Origin of the sequence: Pseudomonas sp. SB113 (assembly GCF_040754745.1) — a bacterium.
Taxonomy (GTDB): Bacteria; Pseudomonadota; Gammaproteobacteria; order Pseudomonadales; family Pseudomonadaceae; genus Aquipseudomonas; species Aquipseudomonas grimontii.
Genome location: NZ_JBFMHW010000003.1, coordinates 264599 through 287538 on the forward strand (window position 1 = coordinate 264599; position 22940 = coordinate 287538).

Below are 22940 nucleotides of genomic sequence, written 5' to 3' on the forward strand. Positions count from 1 at the left end.
TCTTAGTGGCGGGGGGCGGGTTTACCGTGTTTAACGCGCAACGGTTCCAGCAGTTCAGACAAGCCGTTGTGGTCGATTTCCTGCATCAATGCCAGCAACCCGCCCAGCTCGCCGTGGGGAAAGCCTTCGCGGGCGAACCAGTTCAGGTAGGGACCCGGCAGGTCGGCGATGATCCGGCCTTTGTACTTGCCGAAGGGCATTTCGCGGGTGACCAGCAGTTCGAGTTTTTCGGGATTCATGAGCTTCGTGTGCGTGAGGCGAGGTCTTCGAAAATACAGGCATTCTGCATGAAGGCCAAATGACAGATCATGCAAATAACGTACATACAGATGGTTCAAATATTTTTAAGTTATTGAAAATAAACATAAAAGTACTTTCTCAAAACCTGGCACGAGCGCTGCAATCATTAAGACAACCCTTGTTCACCTGCCTAAGGAATTGAAAAATGACTGACATCAATAAAGAATCGATCTCCGTACTCAACGACCTGATCGAGACCAGCATCGACGGCCAGAAAGGTTTCAAGGAATGCGCTGAAGACATCAAGCATCCGGAACTCAAAGCGCTGTTTGCCAAGCGCTCCGCTGACTGCGCCACTGCCGCCGCCGAACTGAAGACCGCCGTGCGTGCCTTGGGCGGTGATCCGGAAGATTCCGGCAGCGTAGCCGGCGCCCTGCACCGTGGCTGGGTCGATGTGAAGTCGATGGTTACCGGTAAAGACGAAGAGGCTGTGCTGAACGAAGCCGAGCGCGGTGAAGACCACGCACTGAAGGCTTACAAGGAAGCCATCGAGAAGATCAACAAGCACAACCTGCTGGGTATTCGTGATCTGGTTGAGCGTCAGTACCACGGCGTACAACGCAATCACGACCAGGTAAAAGCCCTGCGTAACCAGGCTCGCGCTCAGTCGTAAGCCCTGCTGTGTAACAACTGTGGGAGGGGGCTTGCCCCCGATGGCGGAAAATCAGTCGACATTTCGACGACTGATACTCCGCTATCGGGAGCAAGCCCCCTCCTACATTTGTATGGTGTTGGTCTTGAAACCGGACTCAGCCGATGCTGATCGGCGGCAGCTCGGTCAAGGTCACGACCTGCTGTTTGCGTGGCGCGAGGATTTCCGCCTCGCCATCCACTACCAGCTCATCGCGCTGGTTGAACACGCGGGTGGCGATACGTACGCGAAACTTCGGCAGCTTCTCGAGGATTTCCAGACGCACGGTCAGGGTATCGCCGATTTTTACCGGCTTCTGGAAGCTCATCTGCTGGCCGATATAGATAGTCCCCGGCCCAGGCAGCTCGCAGGCGACGGCTGCGCTGATCAGCGCGCCGCTGAACATACCGTGGGCGATACGCTCCTTGAACATGGTCGCCTTGGCGTATTCGGCGTCCAGGTGCACTGGGTTGTGGTCACCGGACATGGCGGCGAACAGCTGGATATCACGCTCTTCGACGGTCTTGCTGTAGCTGGCGGTCTGGCCGACTTCGAGGGCTTCGTAAGGGGTGTTGGTTACCTGGGTCATCTAAGGGTGCATCCTGTGGCTAATCGGTAATTTAACTGTCTGATTTTAAAGGAAAAGCTATTCGCAGCGGGCCGGCCTGCGCAACGTCAGGGCCTGGTCGAGCCAGGTCAGCACATCGGCGGTGACTTCATCGCGATTGGTTTCGTTGAACACTTCGTGACGTGCCTGCGGGTAGATATTCAGTTGCAGGTGCTGGCTGCCGGCCTCACGCAGGGCATGGGCCAGGCTTTTGAGACGCTTGCCCTCACTGACCGGATCACATTCGCCGCCCAGCACCAGGATTGGCAGGCCAGGATCGATCTGGGCGAGATTGGACGCTTTGCTGATTTGCTGCAAGCCGCCGAGCAGGTCGATCCACAGCTGGTTGGTGCAGCGGAAGCCGCAGAGTGGATCGTTGATGTACTTGTCGACTTCATTCGGGTCACGGCTGAGCCAGTCGAACGCGGTGCGATTGGGTTTGAATGCCTTGTTGAACGAGCCGAACGACAGGAACTCGATCAATGCACTGCGCCCACGCATACCCTGGCGCAGACGTTCGGCGCGAGCGATCAGTCGTGCGGCGCGGTACAACGCCACCGGCTGGAAATTCGAACCGCTGAGAATCGCTCCGTGCAGGCTGGCGCTGTGGTGCAACAGGTAGGCCTGGGCGATATAGCTGCCCATGCTGTGGCCCAGCAAAATGATCGGCAGCCCCGGTTGCTGCTGGCCGATGTGCTGGTTGAGGCTGGCCAGGTCGCCGACCACTTTGTTCCAGCCATCTTTCTCCGCGTAGAGCCCCAGGGTACCTTCGTCGGCGGTGCGGCCGTGACCACGCTGGTCCGGCGCATACACGCCATAGCCGGCACTGCACAAGGCTTTGGCCAGCCGCTCATAGCGCCCGCTGTGTTCTGCCATGCCGTGGGACAGCATGACCACTGCCTTGGCCGGGCCGACGGGCATCCAATGATTGACGTACAGGCGGCTGTGGTCATTCGCGGTCAGCCAGAAGGTGCTGTGGTTCATGGCGGTTCCCTTTCTCAAGGTCTGCTCAAGGTCTGCTCAACGTTGTTGCAGTGTATAGCTCATCTGTCAGGAGGCGGGGTATCTGCCTACGCATCAGGGACAAGATTCATACAATCAATGACGCAATTTGCTGTATTTGCCTGTTTGGCCATAGCTGCTAACGTCCCCCAAGCTCCGCTTTCTATAAAAGCGGCCGGACACCTTCAGGTAAGGGGACAAGAATAATGCAACCTGATTTCTGGAATGACAAACGCGCGGCGGGTGTTCCTAACGACATCGACCTTTCGGCCTACAAGTCGGTAATCGAAGTCTTCGAGCGCTCGTGCAAGGCCTTTGCCGACCGTCCGGCATTCAGCAACATGGGCATCACCCTGACCTACGCCGAGCTTGAGCGCCAGAGTGCGGCGTTCGCCGGCTACCTGCAGCAGCACACCGACCTCAAGCCCGGCGAGCGCATCGCCGTACAGATGCCCAACGTGCTGCACTACCCGATTGCCGTATTCGGCGCATTGCGCGCCGGGCTGATCGTGGTCAACACCAACCCGCTGTACACCCCACGCGAGATGCGCCACCAGTTCAAGGACGCCGGCGTGCGAGCCTTGGTCTACCTCAACCTGTTCGGTTCGCGGGTGCAGGAAGTGTGCACCGACACCGAGATCGACTACCTGATCGAAGCCAGGATGGGCGACTTCATGCCCGCCGCCAGAGGCTGGCTGGTCAACACCGTGGTCGACAAGGTCAAGAAGATGGTCCCGGCCTACCACCTGCCGCGAGCGGTGTCGTTCAAGCGTGCCCTGCGCATGGGAGCGGGCCTGGGCGTGACCCATCATGCGGTGACCCTGGATGACATTGCCGTGCTGCAATACACCGGCGGCACCACCGGCCTGGCCAAGGGGGCGATGCTCACCCATGGCAACCTGGTCGCGAACATGCAGCAGGCGCGCGCGTGCATGTCCCAGGTGGGCGACGACGGCCACCCGTTGATCAAGGAAGGGCAGGAGGTGATGATCGCGCCGCTGCCGCTGTACCACATCTATGCCTTCACCGCGAACTGCATGTGCATGATGGTCTCGGGTAATCACAACGTGCTGATCACCAACCCGCGGGACATCGGCGGGTTTATCAAAGAGCTGAAAAAGTGGCGCTTTACCGGCCTGCTGGGGCTTAACACATTGTTTGTGGCGTTGATGGACCACCCGGAGTTCAAGAACCTGGATTTCTCCCACCTAAAACTCACCAACTCCGGTGGTACGGCACTGATCAAGGCCACGGCCGAACGCTGGCAGCAAATCACCGGCTGCACGATCGGCGAGGGTTATGGCCTGACGGAAACCTCACCGGTGGCCTGCACCAACCCCTACGGCAACAAATCGCGGCTGGGCACGGTGGGTATCCCCGTGCCGGCTACCGCGATGAAAGTGATTGACGATGAGGGCGCCGAACTGCCCTTGGGCGAACGCGGCGAGCTGTGCATCAAGGGCCCGCAGGTGATGAAGGGCTACTGGCAACAACCGGCCGCCACCGCCGAGACCCTGGACGCTGAAGGCTGGCTCAAGACCGGTGACATTGCGGTGATCGATGCCGATGGCTTCGTCAGCATCGTCGATCGCAAGAAGGATTTGATCATCGTCTCGGGTTTCAACGTGTACCCCAATGAGATCGAGGACGTGGTGATGGCCCACCCGGCCGTGGCCAACTGCGCGGTGATCGGCGTGCCGGACGAGCGCACGGGGGAGGCGGTGAAGCTGTTTGTGGTGGCGCGTGCTGAAGGGGTGAGCCTTGAGGAACTGAAGGCGTACTGCAAGACCAACTTCACGGGGTACAAGGTGCCCAAGCACATTGTGTTGCGTGACTCGCTGCCGATGACGCCGGTAGGGAAGATCCTGCGACGAGAGTTGCGCGACATCGCTTGATATGAAATGAGATCGAAGTGTGGGAGGGGGCTTGCCCCCGATGGCGGTATATCAGTCACCAGATGTGTTGGCTGAACCACTGCTATCGGGGGCAAGCCCCCTCCCACATTGTTATTTATTGCTTTAGAAGCCGCATTCCAGAGCCTGCCACAGGTCTATAGAATTTTTGCTCTAAAAGTGACTGCTGGATATTCTTGAGTCACGTTTATGACTGTAGGGCCCTCTTTTGGCTCTAGTCGGCCCTTGGCAAAGCTGCTACTCTCGGCGCGCTTTGTGACGTCTAGGCCTGCTTGAAAGCGCCAGATTCACCTAAAAAAACATACACCAATAATAATCGCATCAAATGCGATGATGAATTCGCGTCGCTGAGGAGTGGGCTTCCATGAACGAAGACTTTTGGAAGGATAAGTACCCCGCCGGGATTGCTGCAGAAATCAATCCAGACGAGTATCCGAATATTCAGGCGGTACTGAAACAGTCCTGCCAGCGCTTCGCTAACAAACCGGCTTTCAGCAACCTGGGCAAGACAATCACCTACGGTGAATTGTACGAATTGTCCGGCGCCTTTGCCGCGTACCTGCAACAGCATACCGACTTGAAGCCCGGCGATCGAATCGCCGTGCAGTTGCCCAACGTCCTGCAATACCCGGTCGCCGTGTTCGGCGCTATCCGTGCCGGCCTGATCGTGGTCAACACCAACCCGCTGTACACCGCGCGGGAAATGGAACACCAATTCAACGACTCCGGTGCCAAGGCACTGGTCTGCCTGGCCAACATGGCTCATCTGGCGGAAAAGGTCGTGCCCAAGACCGCCGTCAAGCATGTGATCGTCACCGAAGTTGCCGACCTGTTGCCGCCGCTCAAGCGCCTGCTGATCAACAGCGTCATCAAGTACGTGAAGAAAATGGTCCCGGCCTATCACTTGCCCAAGGCGATCAAGTTCAACGACGTACTCGCCAAGGGCCATGGCCAAGCGGTCAACGAAGTCAGCCCAGCCAGCAGCGACGTGGCCGTGTTGCAATACACCGGTGGCACGACTGGCGTGGCCAAGGGCGCGATGCTCACCCACCGCAACCTCGTCGCCAATATGCTGCAATGCAAGGCGCTGATGGGCTCCAACCTCAATGAAGGTTGCGAGATCCTGATCACGCCGCTGCCGCTGTACCACATCTATGCGTTCACCTTTCACTGCATGGCGATGATGCTGATCGGCAACCACAACATCCTGATCAGCAACCCGCGTGACCTGCCGGCGATGGTCAAGGAACTGTCGAAGTGGAAGTTCAGCGGCTTTGTCGGCCTGAACACCCTGTTCGTGGCGCTGTGCAACAACGAAGCGTTCCGCAAGCTGGACTTCTCCGCGCTGAAGGTCACCCTGTCGGGCGGCATGGCCCTGCAACTGGCGGCGGCCGAGCGTTGGAAAGCCGTGACCGGTTGCGGCATCTGCGAAGGCTACGGCATGACCGAAACCAGCCCGGTGGCCACGGTGAACCCCATCCAGCATATCCAGATCGGTACCATCGGCATTCCGGTGCCGTCGACCGTGTGCAAGGTCATCACCGACGACGGCGTCGAGCTGGCCTTGGGTGAAGTGGGTGAGCTGTGCGTCAAGGGCCCGCAGGTGATGAAGGGCTACTGGCAGCGCGAAGACGCGACCGCCGAGATGCTCGACAGCGAAGGCTGGCTGAAGACCGGCGACATTGCGATCATCCAGCCGGATGGTTACATGCGCATCGTCGACCGCAAGAAGGACATGATCCTGGTCTCCGGTTTCAACGTTTACCCCAACGAACTTGAAGACGTGCTGGCAGGCTTGCCCGGCGTGCTGCAATGCGCGGCCATCGGTGTGCCGGATGAAAAGTCCGGGGAACACATCAAGCTCTTTATCGTGGTCAAGCCGGGCGCCACCCTGACCAAGGAGCAGGTGATGGAGCATATGCGCGCCAATGTCACCGGCTACAAAGTGCCAAAGGCCGTGGAGTTCCGCGATGCGTTGCCGACCACCAACGTGGGCAAGATCCTGCGCCGCGAATTGCGCGATGAAGAGCTGAAGAAACTCGGCCTGAAAAAGTAACGCAATCCAAATGTGGGAGGAGGCTTGCCCCTCCCACCTTTAAATCCGGTGCTTACAGGGCGAACTGCGCGAAGCTGACACCCGCACCCGCCGGGCGCACATCCTTCAAGAACGAATCCTTATCCGCACTCAGCTCCAGGGTAATCTCCGGTTTGCGCTTGCCCGCATTGCGCACCACCAGCCCTTCGAGTTTTTCACGCAGGAACACCGTCGGCACCTTCAGGTGCAGCAGTTGGTCGGTCTCGGCGTTGTGCATCAACAGGTGAATCCACTCGTACTGGCCCACGGCAATACGACCCACTGGCAGGTCAAACCACCAGATGTTGCGTTTGCGGTCCAGGTCGGTGAAGTGGCAGTTGTTGACGCCGAGTACGGCACCGCCCAGTTCTTGGTTTCTGCGGGCGATGGCCTGTGCTTTATTGAGTTTCATAACCTTCCTACGGGATCTGTTATTCAGCGTTAGAGCCTGAATGTGCCGGGCATTCTCGGGGGTTGGCTGCAAAACATAAAGCCAAACCTGCGGCTGGCGATGAAATGCTCGCTGAAAAATAATTGAAACTCTGCCGAACCGCCTCGGGTCAATCTCTAGGTAATGACCGAAATCCTTGATTGTTCCCAGGAGACATACCATGAGTAGCACATCGGATAAGGCAAAAGGCTTGGCGAATGAAGCCGTCGGCAATATCAAGCAGGGCGTCGGCAAAGTGACTGGCAACGACAAGCTGCGTGCTGAAGGCGTTATTCAGGAAAAGAAAGGCGAAGTTCAAAAAGCGGTGGGCGATACCAAGGACGCGGTCAAGAAAGCGACCAAATAGTCCCGACCCGGCTGACGGCAATTGCGCAGCCTTGCGGCCATCCACGGATGGCCGTTTTTATGTCATGTGTTGCAACTAAAGTTGCGGAATTGTTTCAAAGTCGCCAAATGGGCTACTTTGATGTAGAAAACGGCCCCTGAGTCGCCCACGAACTCACCCTCTTTGCGGCGAAAGGAGACGCTATGATCTTTCCGGTTCTCGATGGTCTCAAGCTGCACAAGGTGCTGGTGCGCACCGTCAAGGAATTCGTCGATGACGAGATGTCCACCTACGCCTCGGCACTGGCCTACCAGATGCTGTTCTCGTTGTTTCCCTTCCTGCTGTTCCTTATCGCCCTGATCGGTTTCCTGCACCTGCCGGACTTTTTCACCTGGCTGCGCCTGCAGTCGGAGCTGGTGTTGCCGCCCCAGGCCCTGGAGCAGGTCAACCCGGTGATCGACCAGCTGCAGCAATCCAAGGGTGGTTTGCTCTCGGTGGGTATCGTGATTGCCCTGTGGACCGCCTCCGCTGGCGTGCGCCTGATGATGAGCGCCATGAACGCCGCGTACGACGTAGTGGAAGGCCGGCCGATCTGGAAGCGTTTTCCGTTGTCGATTTTCTACACCATCGGCATCGCCGGCATGCTGCTGGCCGCCGCCGCGCTGATGGTGCTCGGCCCACAAGTGATGGAATGGCTGGCCGGCCAGATCGGCATGCAGGAGTTCGTGGTCACCCTGTGGACCATCGTGCGATGGCCGCTGATCGTGATTCTGCTGATGTTTGCCGTGGCCCTCATGTATTACGTGATGCCCGACGTCGAGCAGAAATTCCGCTTCATCACGCCAGGTTCCGTGCTCGCGGTGGTGGTGTGGATCGTGGCTTCCCTGGGCTTCGGCTACTACGTCAAGACCTTCGCGGACTATAACGCCATGTATGGCAGCATCGGTGCGATCATCGTGCTGCTCCTGTACTTCTACATTTCCGCCGCCGTGCTGTTGCTCGGAGCGGAGATGAATGCCGTGATCGAGCACATGTCGGCCGAAGGCAAGGAACCAGGCGCAAAGGATTTTGATGAGCCTGCGCCCGCGCACGAAAAACAACACGTCTCCGGCCTCGGCCGCGACCATTCCAAACCCACTACCGACGAAGCCTGATCGATGATCCGTGAAATCCTGAAAATGGGCGATGAGCGCCTGCTGCGTGTCGCCCCGCCGGTGCCGCCGGAAATGTTCGACAGCCCCGAGCTGTGGCAATTGATCGACGACATGTTCCAGACCATGGAGCACGTGGGCGGCGTCGGCCTGGCTGCGCCGCAGATTGGCGTCGACCTGCAACTGGTGATCTTTGGTTTCGAAGCCAGCGAGCGCTACCCGGATGCGCCGCCGGTGGCGCAGACCATCCTGATCAACCCATTGATCACGCCGCTCAGCCCGGTGTTGGAAGAAGGCTATGAAGGCTGCCTGTCGGTGCCCGGCCTGCGTGGCGCGGTGGACCGTTACCAGCAGATTCGCTACGAGGGTTTTGATCCGAAGGGCGAGCCGATCGTACGTTTCGCCGATGGCTTCCACGCGCGGGTGGTGCAGCATGAATGCGATCACCTGATCGGCCGGCTGTACCCTTCGCGGATTACCGACTTCAGCAAGTTCGGGTTCATTGACGTGATGTTTCCCGACATGGACCCTGCTGCTGACGAGTAATCTTGCTGGCACACTACAAGTCGAAAATGTGGGAGGGCGCCTGCCCCCTCCCACATTTGATTTGTATTTGAGGCCGGGTTATTTGGCCGGTTTGACGAACCGCAACGTCATCCGGTCCGACTCGCCAATCGCCACATACTTCGCCTTATCCTGCTCCCCCAACTTCAGCGTCGGCGGCAACGTCCACACGCCAGCGGGATAATCCTTGGTGTCCTTCGGGTTGGCGTTGACCTCACTCTGGCCAGCCAGCTTGAACCCCGCATCGGTCGCCAGTTTCACCACCTGGGCGGTGGTCAGGTAACCGCTGTCCTTGATCGCTTCCAGATCGGCCCCGTCCTTGGCCCGGTGATCTTCCACACCCAGCACGCCACCCGGTTTCAACACCTTGTAGAACGCGCTGAACGTGGCCTTGGCCGTATCGGCCAGCACCCAGTTATGCACATTGCGGAAGGTCAGCACGGCATCCGCCGACGCAGGTTTGCCGAACACCGGTGCCTTGGGATCGAACTCGACCACGTCTGCCTTGGCATAGCGCGTCGGGTCGGCGGCGAATTTCTTTTTCAGGTTCTCTTCCGACGTGCGCGCATAGGCGCTGCTGCTCGGCGCTTGCACGGCGGCGATGTAATGCCCGTGATCCTTGAGCAACGGCGAGAGCAGTTCGCTGTACCAACCGCCACCAGGGGTGATCTCGATCACGGTCTGCCTGGGAGACAAGCCAAAAAATGCCAAGGTCTGCTGCGGGTGGCGATAGCCGTCTCGGGCGCTGTTGGCCGGGTCGCGCCAATTGCCAGCCAACACGCTGGCGTATTGCTGGGCGCTGATCGGCGTGTCAGCGGCCTGACTGACAGTGGGAACGAAGAGGGCGGTAAGGGACAGAGCTGCAAAGGTCGCTTTCATGATCATCCGAAAAATGGGCCACTGTGTCGCCGAGGCTAGCATGGGGCCCCCACCGGGCGATCACACATTATCCGAGGACGACCGCACTAAACGATCTAAGCCCATCGCGATCATCGGCTTGTTACGTTTGTAGCGCACCAGTCGTTCGCTGAGGGATTGAGGCAACACCGTGTCTTGCGTAAAGCCCATGCGCTGATACAACCCCTCCAGGTCTGGATGGCACAGCAGCCACAGCGTGCCTTGTACATCGGCCGCCGCCGCACCGATCAATCGCCCCGCCAACCCCTGGCCGCGATACGCCGGGTCGACAAACACGCCGGTCAACCACTGCCCGCCGACCACAGGCGTCACGCACAACCCGGCGACAATCTCGCTGTCGCGCGCTACCCACAAGCGCCCGCCCTTGAGCGCCTTCATCGGTGAACCGTGGCGGCGATAAAACTTGTTCAGCAACGGCCACAGCGGCTCTGCCAGCGGTTCGATGTGCAGTTCGGGCATGGTGTTTTGGGCAACATAATCAAGGGCCTGGGATTATAAGCGCCTTCTGTGCGGCAATAGGTGGTATACCCACTGTTACATCCCCTGTAAGTGGAGCATGCATCATGGCCAAAGGTATGGATTCAAAGAAAGCCGCGAAGAAGAAACCGGCAAAGACTGCCGATGAAAAACGCGCCGACAAGAAAGCCAAGAAAACCGAGACAGGCCTGTTCGGTCACTGAGTTAACGATCATTCCCACGCTCCCGCGTGGGAATGCCGCCAGGGACCCTCGGCGTCCCGTTTGTGGCTTAGATCGCAGCCAGGGTTTCTTTCACGGTCTGCGCCTGCGGGTCAGTGGTCTTCGCTGCTACCTGCTGCTCTTGCTGCTGCTTCAAGCGCTCAGCCACTTGCTTGGAAATGGCGTCCTGCTTTTCCAGGGACATGTTCTGCACATCGGCCTCGGTCAAACCCTGCTCCTTGAGCAATTGCTCGCGAATGCGCTCGGCCGGGGTCTTGCTCATGTAGTCGGTGAACTCCGAGCGCGCACCCGAGGTAGCACTGGTCGCCGACGCGTCGGTGCTCGATGTGCTGGCTTGCAACTGCACGCGGGTTTTGGCGAAGGCTTCATCAATACGGTCGCTCGCCTTGTCCAGATCCTTCTGCGCGGCCGGCAAGGTCACGCTTTGCTGCGCCGCTTGCAGGGCACCGCTGTACAGCGTGCTGGCGGCGGCGTTGGCAGGGTCCATGTCGGGACGCGTGATCTTTTGAAGGGTCGACACGGCTTGGGTGTTGTTGTTAACCAGCATGATCGGTCACCTGGGAAAATGTTCGGTGCCAGAGCTTGAGCAAATAACATGCCGGGTCCATTAACCCCGCTTTTACTGGCTTTGGCCTGGCCGCCGCGGCAAATATTGTCCCGCAGGCGGCCAACCGTTGCCGTCAATGGGCGATATTTTCCAGGGCCAGGTTGCGCGTACGCGGGCCGAACCAACTGATGGTGATCATCACGATCAGCATGCTGCTGGCAATAAACGCCAACACGCCCGGTGTGCCCAGGTGTTCGAGGATAAAACCGATCAACAGGCTGCTGAACACGGTAGACAAGCGGCTGAACGAATAGCAGAACCCCACCGCCCGCGCACGGATATTGGTCGGGAACAGCTCGCTCTGGTAGGAGTGGTAACTGAAGCTCAGCCAGGCGTTGCAGAAGGTGATCATCACCCCGCAGATCACCAGCCCCACCGCCGTGGACTGCAACGCGAACAGGCTGCCGAAGATCACCGCACCCATGGCGGAGCCGACGATCTGCCATTTGTTTTCAAAGCGGTTGGCGACTTTCACGAACAGCAGCGGCCCCAGCGGGTAGGCGAGGGTGATGATAAAGGCGTACAGCAAGCTGTGGGTCACGCTGACGCCCTGGCCCGAGAGCAACGCCGGCAGCCAGTTGCCGAAACCAAAAAAGCCGATGGCCTGGAACACATGGAACACAATCAGCATCAACGCGCGGCGGCGGTACGGAGGTTGCCAGATGTCGGCAAACCGGCCGCTGCCTTGCACGCTGACCGCTTCGGGCTCGGGTTCATCCAGCGGTTTGCCGTGGTCTTTCCGGCAGCGCGCCTCAAGGTTGTCCATGATCGTACCGGCTTCTTCGAAGCGACCCTTTTGCGCCAGCCAACGCGGTGATTCCGGCAGGCGCTTGCGCAGTTGCCAGATAAACAGCGCAAACACCGCACTGCTCAGCACCACCCAACGCCAGCCCGAGACCCCGAACGGCGCCTGAGGCACCAGCCACCACGACATCAACGCCACGGCCGGTACGGACAGAAACTGGATGAAAAACGCAAAGGCAAACGCCGAACTGCGCATGCGCTTGGGCACCAGTTCAGACAGATAGGCGTCGATGGTTACCAACTCGATGCCCAAGCCGATACCCACCAGGAAGCGCATGCCGATGATGCCCAGCGCCGACGTCTGAATGCCCATCAACACCGTGGCGACGGTGTACCAGATCAAGGCAAAGGTGAAGATCGCCCGGCGCCCGAAGCGGTCGGCGATGGGGCTGAGGAGGCTGGCGCCGAGGAACAGGCCGAGGAAGGTCGCCGAGGCGAATGCCGCCTGGTCCGAAAAGCCAAACACGCCCTCGCTGCCGGTGTGGAAAATCCCGTCACTGATCAGGCCGGGGCTGATGTAGGCGGTCTGGAACAAGTCATACAGCTCGAAAAAACCGCCGATCGACAGCAGCGCCACCAGGCGCCAGACCGTGGCGACGGCGGGCAGGCGGTCGATACGCGCGCTGATATGGGCGGCGCGGATCGGGTCGATGCCGTCTGTAGCGGGGAGTGCAGGCATGGCGGGAAAAACTCAGTCAGTGATGGGGATATCGAAGGTCTGAAATGCATCGTCCAGCGGATGGTAACCCAGCACCCGCGTGGTTTCGCTCAGGTCCAGGCGCTTGAAACGGTTATTGGAAATGCCGTGGGCGATCAGGTGCTTCACGCCGACGGCTTCCACCGAGCGTTGCAGCAACTGCACGGCATCGCGCGGGCTGAGCCAGGCGCTGAGGTCGCGGGCGTTGTTCAGGTCGTGGGTTTCAACGAATTCGAACGCGCCGATGCGCAGGGCTATCGTCGACAGCGGGGTTTTTGCCGCGTAGTAGCCGCACAGTGCTTCGCCGTAGCATTTGCTCACGCCATACAGGTTGGCCGGCATCACCGGCATGCCTGGGGTGATCTGCCGGTCTACCGGATAGCCTTCGATGGTTTGCGCGCTGCTGGCGAACACCAGGCGGTGCACACCCGCAGCCACGGCGGCCTCGAACAGGTAGGTGGTGGCGAGGATATTGTTGGGCAGCAGTTCGTCGAACGAGGCGCTGGCTTGGGGGATGCCCGACAGGTGCACGATCACGTCGATACCTTCGAGCAGGCTGGCGAGGTTGGCTTTGTCGCTGAGGTCTGCGTGTACGAAGCGGTGTTCGCCCAGGTCGAAATCCGGCGCGATGCGGTCGGTGAGGGTGAAACGGTAGCGGTCTTTCGAGGCGTCGAAAAACGTCTTGCCGATTCTGCCGCACGCGCCGGTGAGCAGTACGTTGAGTCCTTTCATATACCCTCCGGTTAGCTACAAGTCAGGAGCTTCGAGCCTCAAGTTAAGCTGCCTTTTCTTGCGGCTTGCGGCTCAAAGCTTGCTGCTGCTTTTATCAGTTATGCCCGTCGAGGGCGAAGAGCTGGAAGCCCTGGTGCTGGCCTAGGCGCTGGTAGTAGGCGGCAATGGCGGGGTAGGCCGGGCGTTCCATCGGCGTCATCTGCCAGCGGTGCACCGAGAGGCCGATGAGGATGTCGGCGAGGGTGAATTCATCGCCGGCAACAAAGGCGCCGGTCCTGGCCAGTTGTTGCTCGAGGATGCCCATCTTGTCATTCCAGAGCTGCACGGCGGCGGCAATCTGCGCCGCGTCCAGGCCGTCCGGGTTATTGCGTACGAGGGCGGTGAACGCATCGCCCCAGGCGCGGTTGAGTTCGACGGCTTGCCAGTCGATCCACTGCTCGACCCGGGCCCGGGGTGCGGGCTCGACCGGTAGCAGGTCATTGCGTTGATAGAGGTTCACGAGGTAGCGGCAGATGGTGTTGGATTCCCACAGGACGCCGTGGTCGTCGATCAGCACCGGTATCTGCGCGTTGGGGTTCAGGGCGAGGAACTCGGCGGACTGGGTGGGCTTGAAGCCGATGCCCCAGTCTTCGCGCACGTAGTCGATGCCCAGTTCCTGACAGGTCCAGAGCACTTTGCGCACGTTGATGGAGGACGTGCGGCCCAAGATTTTCAGTGAGTGTGCCATGGTGCTTTCCTTGCGGTGGAGAACAGCCAATCTAACAGGGGCCAAGCGGGCATGGTTAAAAATGTGGGAGGGACTACGTGCTTTCCCGCACCTGCAACTCAAACCCCATATCCACCACCGGCTTGGCGATCTTGTTGCCCGCCATGATCGTCAGCAAATGCTCCGCCGCCCGCCGCCCGATCGCTTCCCTGGGCGTGCTGATGCTGCTCAGGCGCGGCACCATGAAGGACGACGCCGGCAAGTCATTGAAGCCCAGTACCGCGACACGTTCCGGCACGTTGATACCGTGGCGCATGGCTTCCAGCAGCGCGCCCTGGGCCAGGTCGTCGTTGCCGAAGAAGATCGCATCCACATCCGGATGGGCGGCCAGCAGTTGCAGGAACAGCTCGCCGCCCAGGCCCACCGAGGAGGGGCGTGGTGTCAGCAGTTCCAGCGCCGGATCGTACAGGCCGGCCTGTTGCAGCGCCCGACGGAAACCTTCGCCACGCAGCAAGGTGCGTTGGTCCAGTTGCGCGCCGATATACGCCAGGCGCTTGCGCCCACGGGAGATCAAATGTGCGGCGGCCGTTTCACCCGCTGCCAACTGCGAGAAACCGACGCAGTTCACGCCGGCATTGGGGTCGAGGTCCATCATGTACACACACGGCACATTGCTGGCCTCGACCATCCGTCGGGCGCTTTCGGTGCGATCGAAGCCGGTCAGCAGCAACCCGCGTGGCTGGTAGGCCATGTAGTTGCGCAGCAGGTTTTCTTCTTCGTCGCGTGAATAGTGGGAGTTGCCGATCAGCACTTCAAAGCCCTTGGGCCGCAGCACCTGATGAATGGCTTCGAGGGTTTCGATAAACAGCAGGTTGGACAACGACGGCACCAATACCACCACCGAATGGCTCTGGGCCGAGGCCAGCGCGCGGGCGGCGGGGTTGACCACGTAGTTGAGTTCGGCAGCGGCGTGCTGGACTTTTTCCACCAGTTCGATGGCGACGGTGCTGATGCCGCGCAGCGCGCGGGAGGCGGTAATCGGGCTGACGCCGGCCAGGCGGGCGACTTCATTGAGGGTAGGGCGACCGGTGGTGCGGGTATTTTTATCGTTCTTAGAGGTCATCAGGCGGCTTGCCAAACAAAAATCGAGGCACTAAGGTAGCGCTGTCTCCAAAAGGCTGCAAATTATTGAACTTTGGGTTGCCTGATCCGGTTCAAATGATTGGAGCGGATGCACGCGTCACTCCATAAAAATGACAAGACGGCGCGGGAAAAGCCTGTTTTTGCACTCGCCTTACGGCGTGCAAAGGTAGCGCTATCTGCGTCTTGAGGTGTTCCATGAGTCAACCTGTTACCGCCCTGGTCATCATGGGTGTTGCCGGCTGTGGCAAGACCAGCGTCAGCGAGGCCCTGTGCCGCCTGAACGGTGCCACCGCCATTGAAGGCGACAGCTTCCACCCCGCCGCGAACATCGAAAAGATGAGCGCCGGCCACCCCCTCAACGACGACGACCGCGCCGGCTGGCTCGACATCCTGTGCGATGAACTGCGCCGCTCGCTCAAAGCCGGTGAACACCCGGTACTCACCTGTTCCGCGCTGAAAAAGAAATACCGCGACCACCTGCGCGAAGCCGCGCCGGGCCTGGGCTTTGTATTCCTGGAGCTGACCCGCGAAGTCGCCGCCGACCGCGTGTCCCATCGCCCCGGCCATTTCATGCCGGCCAGCCTCATTGACAGCCAGTTCGCCACCCTTGAATCGCCCAAGGGCGAGTCGCTGACCCTGGCCCTTAATGCCAGCGAAGACAGCGTCGAGGAACTGGCCGAGCAGACCAACGCCTGGTGGCTGAAACACGGTTTTGAACCATCCAACTAATTTTTTGCCGGAAAAGATAGCGCTATCCCCGGCAGGAAATTCAACACCCGCTTTAATAACAACAACAAACAGGAGAGACCCCCCATGTTTGGCATGTCCCACGAGTCGTACCTGCTGCTAGATGCAGTAGTCACTATCATCGGGTTGATCGTTCTGATCACCAAGTTCAAGGTTCACCCGTTCATCGCACTGATCATCGCGGCAGGCTTTCTCGGCCTGACCTCGGGCATGCCGGTGGACAAGATCATCAAGGCGTTCCAGGACGGTTTCGGCGGGGTGCTCGGCTTTGTCGGCATCATCCTCGCGCTGGGCACGATGCTCGGCAAGATGATGGCCGAATCCGGCGGTGCCGATCAGATCGCCCAGACCCTGATCCGCGCCTTCGGCAAGGACAAGGTCCAGTGGGCCATGATGTTCGCCGCGTTCCTGGTGGGCATTCCGCTGTTCTTCGAGATCGGCTTTGTGCTGCTGATCCCGCTGGTGTTTATCGTCGCGCGCCGTACCGGCGTGTCGCTGATCAAGATCGGCATCCCGTTGCTCGCCGGCCTGTCGGCAGTCCATGGCCTGGTGCCGCCGCACCCAGGCCCGCTGCTGGCCATCGGTGTGTTTGGCGCCGACATCGGCAAGACCATCCTCTACGGCCTGATCGTCGCGCTGCCGACGGCCATCATCGCTGGCCCGATCTTCGGTACGTTTATTGCCAAGTACATCCCGGGCAACCCGTCCCAGGAACTGGTCGACCAACTGGCCCGCGAGCCTGAGAACAAAAACCTGCCGAGCTTCAGTATCACCCTGGTCACCGTGCTGTTGCCGGTGTTCCTGATGCTGCTCAAAACCTTCGCCGACATCGCCTTTGCCGAAGGCAACGTGGTGCGCAACTGGATGGATATGATCGGTCACCCGATCACCGCCTTGCTGCTGGCGTTGCTGCTGTCGCTGTACACCTTTGGCAGTCGCCAGGGCATCCATTCCAAGCAGATCCTCAAACTGCTCGACGCCAGCCTTGCGCCGACCGCCGCGATCATCCTGATCATCGGTGCCGGTGGTGGCTTCAAGCAGATGCTGGTGACCAGCGGCGTGGGTGACGTGATCGGCCATATGGCGGTGAACGCACAGATCAACCCGATCCTGCTGGCGTGGCTGGTGGCGGCGGTGATTCGTGTAGCGACCGGTTCGGCCACCGTGGCGACCATTACCGGCGCGGGTATCGTGGTACCGGTGGTGGGAATGATTCCGGGGGTTAACCGTGAGCTGCTGGTGTTGGCGACGGGGGCGGGTTCGTTGATCCTGTCTCACGTCAACGATGCGGGGTTCTGGCTGGTGAAGCAGTACTTCAACATGACCGTGGCCGAGACCTTCAAGACCTGGACGGCGATGGAGACCATCCTGTCCATTGTGGCGTTGATCTTTATCATGTTGCTGTCGTTGGTGGTCTAACAGACACGCTACAAGACAAGGGTGAAAACCCAATCAACTGTGGGAGGGGGCAAGCCCCTCCCACAGTTTGACCACATTTGTTCAGGTGGATCGGGTCAGGCTTTAGCGACCAGCCCATCCGCCCGGAACATCCCGCGAATCCCGCGCACCGCCTGGCGAATCCGGTCCTGGTTCTCGATCAGCGCAAAGCGCACATGATCATCCCCATACTCGCCAAACCCAATCCCCGGCGACACACAGACCTTCGCTTCCAGCAGCAGCTTCTTGGCAAATTCCAGCGAACCCATGGCGGCATACGCTTCGGGGATCTTCGCCCAGACGTACATCGACGCCTTGGGGTTCTCCACCATCCAGCCCAGCTCATGCAGGCCCTTGACCAGCACATTGCGGCGCTGGCGGTACTGCTCGGCGATGTCCTTCACGCACTGCTGGTCGCCTTCGAGTGCAGCAATCGCGGCGACTTGCAGCGGAGTGAACGTGCCATAGTCGTGGTAGCTCTTGATCCGCGCCAGGGCGTTGACCAGTTCCGGGTTGCCCACCATGAAACCGATGCGCCAGCCGGCCATGTTGTAGCTCTTGGACAGGGTGAAAAACTCCACCGCAATGTCCTTGGCGCCCGGCACCTGCATGATCGACGGGGCTTTCCAGCCGTCGTAGACGATGTCGGCGTAGGCCAGGTCATGCACCACCAGCACGTCATACTGCTTGGCCAGGGCGATCACCCGTTCGAAGAAGTCCAGCTCCACGCACTGCGCGGTCGGGTTGGACGGGAAGCCGAGGATCATCATCTTCGGCTTGGGGATCGAGCCGCGAATCGCCCGTTCCAGCTCGGCGAAGAAGTCCACGCCAGGAATCAGCGGTACCGAACGCACCTGGGCGCCGGCAATCACGGCACCGTAGATATGAATCGGGTAGCTCGGGTTGGGTACCAGCACGGTGTCGCCCTGGTCCAGGGTAGCCAGCATCAAATGCGCCAGGCCTTCCTTGGAACCGATGGTCACGATGGCTTCGGTCTCGGGGTCGATGTCCACTTCGTAGCGGTCTTTGTACCAGCGCGAAATCGCGCGGCGCAGACGCGGAATGCCTTTGGAGGTGGAGTAGCCGTGGGTGTCTTCACGCTGGGCGACGGTGACCATTTTCTCCACGATATGGGGAGGCGTGGCGCCGTCGGGGTTACCCATGCTCAAGTCGATGATGTCTTCGCCGCGCCGACGCGCAGCCATCTTCAGCTCGGCAGTGATATTGAAAACATAAGGGGGGAGTCGATCTATGCGCGCAAAGCGGCGCGGCGAACCTTGGTCGGCCATTGTTGCCTCGAGAGTACGTAAGCGCCCGGAACCGTCCGAGCGACGTCGGCCACTGCGGTGGCCTGCGGGGCAGACAATACGGCCGGTGATGGCCAGTTGTCCAGATGCGTAGGAAAATTTTCTGCATGGAGTACGGCACAGTTATGCCCCTATACTCGATACGGGTTTGTTCCCTCATAAGAAGGAGACTGTTCAGATGGATCAGCAGACAAAACAACCGTTAGAGCCACGCATGGAAGACGGCAAGGCCCTGGTGATCGCCGGGGTGCAAGGGCGATATGCAAAGGCCACTGTGGGCGATATTCCCAAGCTGTGGGGCGTGTTTGACGACAGCGTAAGACACATCAAAAAGCGCGTCGGCGGTGTGAGCTACGGCGTTTGCCATAACCCCAGCCACGGTGAATTCGATTACATGGCGGGGGTGGAAGTGCCGTCCAAAGGCGATGTGCCGAGCAACTTCGAGTCCGTCGAACTGCCCGCGCACCACTACGCCGTGTTCCCGCACTACGGGCCGGTGCAGGCACTGGAGCAGACCTACGAGCGGATCATGTTCGAGTGGTTGCCGCACTCGGGCTACAAGGTGGCGGGGGCGGATTTCGAGCGCTACAGCGCGGATTTTGATGGGAAGAAGGGGCTGGGGACGGTGGAGATCTGGTTGCCTGTGGAACCCAAGTAACCACTGGCTGAACACGTCCCTCTGTGGCGAGCGGGCTTGTCCCGCGTTGGGCTGCGCAGCGGCCCCAAAACTACCGCTGCGGTTCACCCGGAAGAATGCGGCAGCGCTGAATAGGGCTGCTGCGCAGCCCCTCGGCAGAGCCATGGTTAAGACGCATCGCGCGAACTTGGCTGTCGGGTTGCTGAGCGATCCAACACCCACCTCAACCTCCGCTCATACCCAACCCGGCCCTTATACGCCTCCCCGCTGTCCACCCATCCCGCGCCCAGATACAACCCCATCGCGGCCACATTGTGCGTGTCCACCGACAACTCCAGCGCCTTGATCCGCGGCCACGCCCGCATCGCTGCAGCCGACAGTGCCTGCAAACACGCCTTGCCGAACCCACGCCCTTGCTGATGTCGATCCACCTGCAACGCATGCAGCGTCGCGCTGTGTTCGTCGGCCCAGTGGGGCAGGCACGGCGGGCGTTTGAGCAGGAGGAAAGCCACCGGAATGTCGTCGGCCAGCAGCGCAAAGCCTTTGACGCCGGGGCTGGGCTTGGCAAGGAGCGAATTGAGGGCGCAATACATGTCGCCGGAAAACGGCAACTGTTCAGGGTGAACTTCGATGGCGCCGACTTGCTGCTGTTGCACAGCATTCAGCGTCTCGTAGGCGACAAGGCGGGTTTGCATCGGCGTGTCCGAACAGTTGCATAGAAGGGCGCAGTCTAGCGGTTTTGTGCGGGGTGAAATTATTTTTCAACGGGCTGTCGATTTGCCCAACGGCCGTTCGACTAAGGGTGTCTTCCGTGATTTTCCAACCCGAAGGAGTATCGCCATGAGTACCGCAATCAACACCCTGATCGAACAATGGAAGCACGCCGTGCTTTCGCGGAATATCGATAAGATTGTCAGCTATTACGCCGACGATATCGTCTCGTTCGACGCCGTGACCGCCCTGCAATTCAAGGGCAAGGCGGCCTACCGTGCGCACTGGGAAGCCTGCATGGAGCACTGCCCCGGTCCGGGCATTTTCGAGTTCCACGAACTGCGTATCGTCGAGTCCCAGGACAGCGCATTTGCCCACTGGCTGGCCCACTGCGGCGGTGCCGGGCCGGACGGTGAAGTGAAGGCCTGCTGGATGCGTGTGACTGCCGGTTATCAACGTTTTAACGGCGACTGGAAGGTGGTGCATGAGCATTGGTCGGCACCGTTCGACATGGCAAGCGGCACGGCACTGTTCGACCTGAAACCTTGAGCGCCGCGAACTATAGTCAATAGTCCGAAAACGGAGACGCACATGAAATACCTCTGCCTGATCTACAGCAACGAGCAGGTGCTGCACACCTCGCCGGACAGCCCCGCAGACCCGGAGTGCCTTGCCTACGCGCAGTCCATCCAAAAAAGCGGGCGGATGCTCGCCGCTGAGCCGCTGGAGTCGGTGACCACCGCCACCACGGTGCGCATGCGCAACGGCAAGCTGTCGATCACCGACGGGCCGTTTGCCGAAACCAAGGAACAGCTCGCCGGGTTCTACCTGATCGAGGCGCGGGACTTGAACGAAGCGATCCAGGTGGCCGGCGGTATCCCGGCCGCCCGGGTCGGCAGTGTGGAAGTACGCCCCGTGCGTGAATTGAATCTCTGACGACAACAAACATAAAACTCAGGAGGTTTACCCATGAAGACGCAACCCGCCGAATTTGAACTGTCCATCAGCCGCTTGATCGATGCGCCCCGCAGACGTGTATTCCGCGCCTGGACCGAGCCGGCCTTGCTGCAACAATGGTGGGGCCCCCACGGCATGACCACCCCCGAGTGCGAAATGAACCTGTGGGTCGGTGGCCTGTTTCGCACCCTGATGCGCGCGCCGGATGGCAGCGAGTACCCGACCCAAGGGGTGTTCCTGGAGATCGATGCACCCAATCGCCTGGTGTTTACCGATGCCTTCATGCCGGGGTGGATCCCCTCCGGCAAGCCGTTCATGAGCGCCGAAGTCACCTTTGAGGAGCAAGACGGCAAAACCCTCTACACCGCTCGCGCCATGCACTGGAGCGCTGAAGACAAACAGGCCCACGAAGCCATGGGTTTTCACGACGGCTGGGGCCAGAGCCTGGACCGCCTGGTGACGCTGGTGACCCAGGGCATGCGCGATTGACGCCTCCCATCGAGGCGATCTACCGCAGTGAGTCCCGGCGCGTCCTCGCCACCCTGATCCGCCTGCTGGGGGATTTCGACCTCGCCGAAGAAGCCTTGCACGAGGCGTTCTTCGTCGCGGTCGAGCGTTGGCCGCAAGAGGGTGTGCCGGACAACCCACGGGCCTGGCTGGTGTCGACCGGGCGCTTCAAGGCCATCGACCGCTTACGCCGCCAGGCTCGTTTTACCCCGTTATTGCAGGCGCAGGCTGACGCACTGGAAGCCGCTGACTGGAGCGTTGAGGACGTGGAAGACGACCGCCTGCGCCTGATCTTCACCTGCTGCCACCCAGCGCTGGCGGCCGACGCCCAGGCGGCGCTGACCTTGCGTGAGATCTGTGACCTCACCACCGAAGAAATCGCCCGCGCCTTTCTGGCCTCCCCGGCGACCATCGCCCAGCGTATCGTGCGTGCCAAGGGCAAGATTCGCGAGGCCAAAATCCCTTATCAAGTGCCGTCACTGGCCGAGCTGCCCGAGCGCCTCGACAGCGTGCTGCGCGTGATTTACCTGGTCTTCAACGAAGGCTATTCGGCGTCCATGGGGGCGGACCTCACGCGCGAGGAACTGACCCACGAAGCCATTCGCCTCGGCCGACTGCTCCTGGAATTGCTGCCGGAGCCGGAAGTCATGGGCTTGCTGGCACTGATGCTGTTGCATGAATCCCGCCGCGCGGCGCGCACTTCGGCCAGCGGCGAACTGGTGTTGTTGGATGAACAGGATCGTTCGTTGTGGGATGCGTGCTTGATGGCTGAAGGTTGCGCGCTGGTGGAACAGGCACTGACCCAGCGGGGTTTTGGCCCGTATTGCCTGCAAGCGGCGATTGCAGCGGTGCATGCCGAGGCACCCAGCGCCGGGGAAACGGATTGGCCGCAGATTATCGGGCTCTACGATGTGCTGCTCAGGGCCGTGCCGTCGCCGGTGATCGAGTTGAACCGCGCCGTGGCGGTGGCCATGCGCGAAGGGCCGCTGGCGGGGTTGCAGTTGGTGGAAGGCATTCTGGCGCGCGGGGAATTGCTGGATTATCACTTGGCGCATTCGGCGCGGGGCGAGTTTTGCCGGCAGTTGGGGCGCATGGACGAGGCTCGGACAGCCTACGAAAAAGCCCTGTCGCTGACCCAGCAAATCCCGGAAAAACGCTTCCTCAAACACCGCCTGGCCGAACTCAATCCCCCCAAGCAATGAAGATCAAAAATGTGGGAGGGGGCTTGCCCCCGATAGCAGGGTGTCAGTCGCTGCATTGGGTGACTGGCCCACCGTCATCGGGGGGCAAGCCCCCTCCCACATTAATCTCAAT

Annotated in this window: 26 protein-coding genes; 13 read left to right on the forward strand and 13 right to left on the reverse strand. The window is 60.2% G+C overall.

Annotated elements, in window-relative coordinates; genetic code table 11:
* Window positions 1-2 precede the first annotated feature (2 nt).
* Window positions 3-239, reverse strand: coding sequence for a DUF3820 family protein (locus AB1462_RS05875; RefSeq protein WP_259191360.1), 237 nt, complete (start codon window positions 237-239; stop codon window positions 3-5).
* 206 nt (window positions 240-445) lie between these two features.
* On the opposite strand from AB1462_RS05875, the gene AB1462_RS05880 reads away from it, so the two are divergent.
* Window positions 446-913: a PA2169 family four-helix-bundle protein gene (locus tag AB1462_RS05880; RefSeq protein ID WP_032891010.1), complete on the forward strand. Its 468-nt coding sequence runs from the start codon at window positions 446-448 to the stop codon at window positions 911-913.
* Window positions 914-1049: 136 nt separating this feature from the next.
* Here the strand turns inward: AB1462_RS05880 and AB1462_RS05885 are convergent, their stop codons facing one another.
* The gene (locus tag AB1462_RS05885) at window positions 1050-1520 is read right to left on the reverse strand and encodes a MaoC family dehydratase (RefSeq protein WP_003175719.1); all 471 of its coding nucleotides are present in this window, start codon (window positions 1518-1520) and stop codon (window positions 1050-1052) included.
* Window positions 1521-1577: 57 nt separating this feature from the next.
* Window positions 1578-2522: an alpha/beta hydrolase gene (locus AB1462_RS05890; RefSeq protein WP_259191357.1), complete on the reverse strand. Its 945-nt coding sequence runs from the start codon at window positions 2520-2522 to the stop codon at window positions 1578-1580.
* A gap of 224 nt (window positions 2523-2746) precedes the next feature.
* On the opposite strand from AB1462_RS05890, the gene fadD2 reads away from it, so the two are divergent.
* Both fadD2 and fadD1 read left to right on the forward strand, forming a co-directional pair.
* Window positions 2747-4435, forward strand: a complete 1689-nt coding sequence (gene fadD2, locus AB1462_RS05895) for a long-chain-fatty-acid--CoA ligase FadD2 (RefSeq protein ID WP_367246345.1) — start codon at window positions 2747-2749, stop codon at window positions 4433-4435.
* A gap of 382 nt (window positions 4436-4817) precedes the next feature.
* Window positions 4818-6509, forward strand: a complete 1692-nt coding sequence (gene fadD1, locus AB1462_RS05900) for a long-chain-fatty-acid--CoA ligase FadD1 (RefSeq protein WP_090400509.1) — start codon at window positions 4818-4820, stop codon at window positions 6507-6509.
* A 52-nt stretch (window positions 6510-6561) separates the two neighbouring features.
* Here fadD1 and AB1462_RS05905 read toward each other — a convergent pair whose 3' ends face one another.
* Window positions 6562-6939, reverse strand: a complete 378-nt coding sequence (locus AB1462_RS05905; RefSeq protein ID WP_053139955.1) for a hypothetical protein — start codon at window positions 6937-6939, stop codon at window positions 6562-6564.
* A gap of 199 nt (window positions 6940-7138) precedes the next feature.
* On the opposite strand from AB1462_RS05905, the gene AB1462_RS05910 reads away from it, so the two are divergent.
* The 3 genes from AB1462_RS05910 to def all read left to right on the forward strand — a co-directional run bounded on the left by AB1462_RS05910 (window position 7139) and on the right by def (window position 9000).
* Entirely contained in the window at window positions 7139-7324 is a 186-nt protein-coding gene (locus AB1462_RS05910; RefSeq protein ID WP_034115689.1) for a CsbD family protein, read from the forward strand.
* A gap of 182 nt (window positions 7325-7506) precedes the next feature.
* Complete coding sequence (locus AB1462_RS05915; protein WP_090400508.1) at window positions 7507-8457, forward strand: YihY/virulence factor BrkB family protein; 951 nt, start codon at window positions 7507-7509, stop codon at window positions 8455-8457.
* 3 nt (window positions 8458-8460) lie between these two features.
* A complete protein-coding gene (gene def / locus AB1462_RS05920; RefSeq protein WP_090400507.1) occupies window positions 8461-9000 on the forward strand; it encodes a peptide deformylase in 540 nt (179 codons plus the stop codon).
* A gap of 78 nt (window positions 9001-9078) precedes the next feature.
* On the opposite strand, the gene AB1462_RS05925 is transcribed toward def, so the two are convergent.
* From AB1462_RS05925 to AB1462_RS05955, 7 genes are all read right to left on the reverse strand, one after another.
* Window positions 9079-9897: a class I SAM-dependent methyltransferase gene (locus AB1462_RS05925; RefSeq protein WP_367246347.1), complete on the reverse strand. Its 819-nt coding sequence runs from the start codon at window positions 9895-9897 to the stop codon at window positions 9079-9081.
* A 60-nt stretch (window positions 9898-9957) separates the two neighbouring features.
* Window positions 9958-10395: a GNAT family N-acetyltransferase gene (locus AB1462_RS05930; protein ID WP_090400506.1), complete on the reverse strand. Its 438-nt coding sequence runs from the start codon at window positions 10393-10395 to the stop codon at window positions 9958-9960.
* A 288-nt stretch (window positions 10396-10683) separates the two neighbouring features.
* On the reverse strand, window positions 10684-11181 hold the full coding sequence (locus AB1462_RS05935; protein ID WP_090400503.1) for a hypothetical protein: 498 nt from the start codon (window positions 11179-11181) through the stop codon (window positions 10684-10686).
* A 133-nt stretch (window positions 11182-11314) separates the two neighbouring features.
* Entirely contained in the window at window positions 11315-12724 is a 1410-nt protein-coding gene (locus AB1462_RS05940) for an MFS transporter (protein ID WP_259191352.1), read from the reverse strand.
* 12 nt (window positions 12725-12736) lie between these two features.
* Window positions 12737-13474, reverse strand: a complete 738-nt coding sequence (locus AB1462_RS05945; protein WP_367246350.1) for an NAD-dependent epimerase/dehydratase family protein — start codon at window positions 13472-13474, stop codon at window positions 12737-12739.
* Window positions 13475-13568: 94 nt separating this feature from the next.
* Entirely contained in the window at window positions 13569-14201 is a 633-nt protein-coding gene (locus AB1462_RS05950; protein WP_090400500.1) for a glutathione S-transferase family protein, read from the reverse strand.
* Window positions 14202-14274: 73 nt separating this feature from the next.
* Complete coding sequence (locus AB1462_RS05955) at window positions 14275-15306, reverse strand: LacI family DNA-binding transcriptional regulator (RefSeq protein ID WP_167361141.1); 1032 nt, start codon at window positions 15304-15306, stop codon at window positions 14275-14277.
* 212 nt (window positions 15307-15518) lie between these two features.
* Between AB1462_RS05955 and AB1462_RS05960 the strand changes: the two genes are divergently transcribed.
* Both AB1462_RS05960 and AB1462_RS05965 read left to right on the forward strand, forming a co-directional pair.
* The gene (locus AB1462_RS05960) at window positions 15519-16052 is read left to right on the forward strand and encodes a gluconokinase (protein ID WP_090400498.1); all 534 of its coding nucleotides are present in this window, start codon (window positions 15519-15521) and stop codon (window positions 16050-16052) included.
* 84 nt (window positions 16053-16136) lie between these two features.
* The gene (locus AB1462_RS05965; protein WP_090400497.1) at window positions 16137-17489 is read left to right on the forward strand and encodes a GntP family permease; all 1353 of its coding nucleotides are present in this window, start codon (window positions 16137-16139) and stop codon (window positions 17487-17489) included.
* Window positions 17490-17584: 95 nt separating this feature from the next.
* Here the strand turns inward: AB1462_RS05965 and alaC are convergent, their stop codons facing one another.
* Complete coding sequence (alaC, locus tag AB1462_RS05970) at window positions 17585-18796, reverse strand: alanine transaminase (RefSeq protein WP_032891031.1); 1212 nt, start codon at window positions 18794-18796, stop codon at window positions 17585-17587.
* Between the two features lie 196 nt (window positions 18797-18992).
* Between alaC and AB1462_RS05975 the strand changes: the two genes are divergently transcribed.
* Window positions 18993-19472: a GyrI-like domain-containing protein gene (locus AB1462_RS05975; protein ID WP_090400495.1), complete on the forward strand. Its 480-nt coding sequence runs from the start codon at window positions 18993-18995 to the stop codon at window positions 19470-19472.
* Between the two features lie 146 nt (window positions 19473-19618).
* Here AB1462_RS05975 and AB1462_RS05980 read toward each other — a convergent pair whose 3' ends face one another.
* Window positions 19619-20146: a GNAT family N-acetyltransferase gene (locus tag AB1462_RS05980; protein WP_367246351.1), complete on the reverse strand. Its 528-nt coding sequence runs from the start codon at window positions 20144-20146 to the stop codon at window positions 19619-19621.
* 145 nt (window positions 20147-20291) lie between these two features.
* Here AB1462_RS05980 and AB1462_RS05985 point away from each other — a divergent pair, with 145 nt between their 5' ends.
* From AB1462_RS05985 to AB1462_RS06000, 4 genes are read left to right on the forward strand one after another with little or no spacing between them, the layout of a single operon-like run.
* A complete protein-coding gene (locus tag AB1462_RS05985) occupies window positions 20292-20711 on the forward strand; it encodes a nuclear transport factor 2 family protein (protein WP_090400493.1) in 420 nt (139 codons plus the stop codon).
* A gap of 42 nt (window positions 20712-20753) precedes the next feature.
* Entirely contained in the window at window positions 20754-21098 is a 345-nt protein-coding gene (locus AB1462_RS05990; protein ID WP_065939122.1) for a YciI family protein, read from the forward strand.
* Window positions 21099-21131: 33 nt separating this feature from the next.
* On the forward strand, window positions 21132-21608 hold the full coding sequence (locus AB1462_RS05995) for an SRPBCC family protein (RefSeq protein WP_090400492.1): 477 nt from the start codon (window positions 21132-21134) through the stop codon (window positions 21606-21608).
* Window positions 21605-22828, forward strand: coding sequence for an RNA polymerase sigma factor (locus tag AB1462_RS06000; protein WP_367246352.1), 1224 nt, complete (start codon window positions 21605-21607; stop codon window positions 22826-22828). The genes AB1462_RS05995 and AB1462_RS06000 overlap by 4 nt, the downstream gene beginning before the upstream one ends.
* The last annotated feature ends 112 nt before the right edge of the window (window positions 22829-22940 follow it).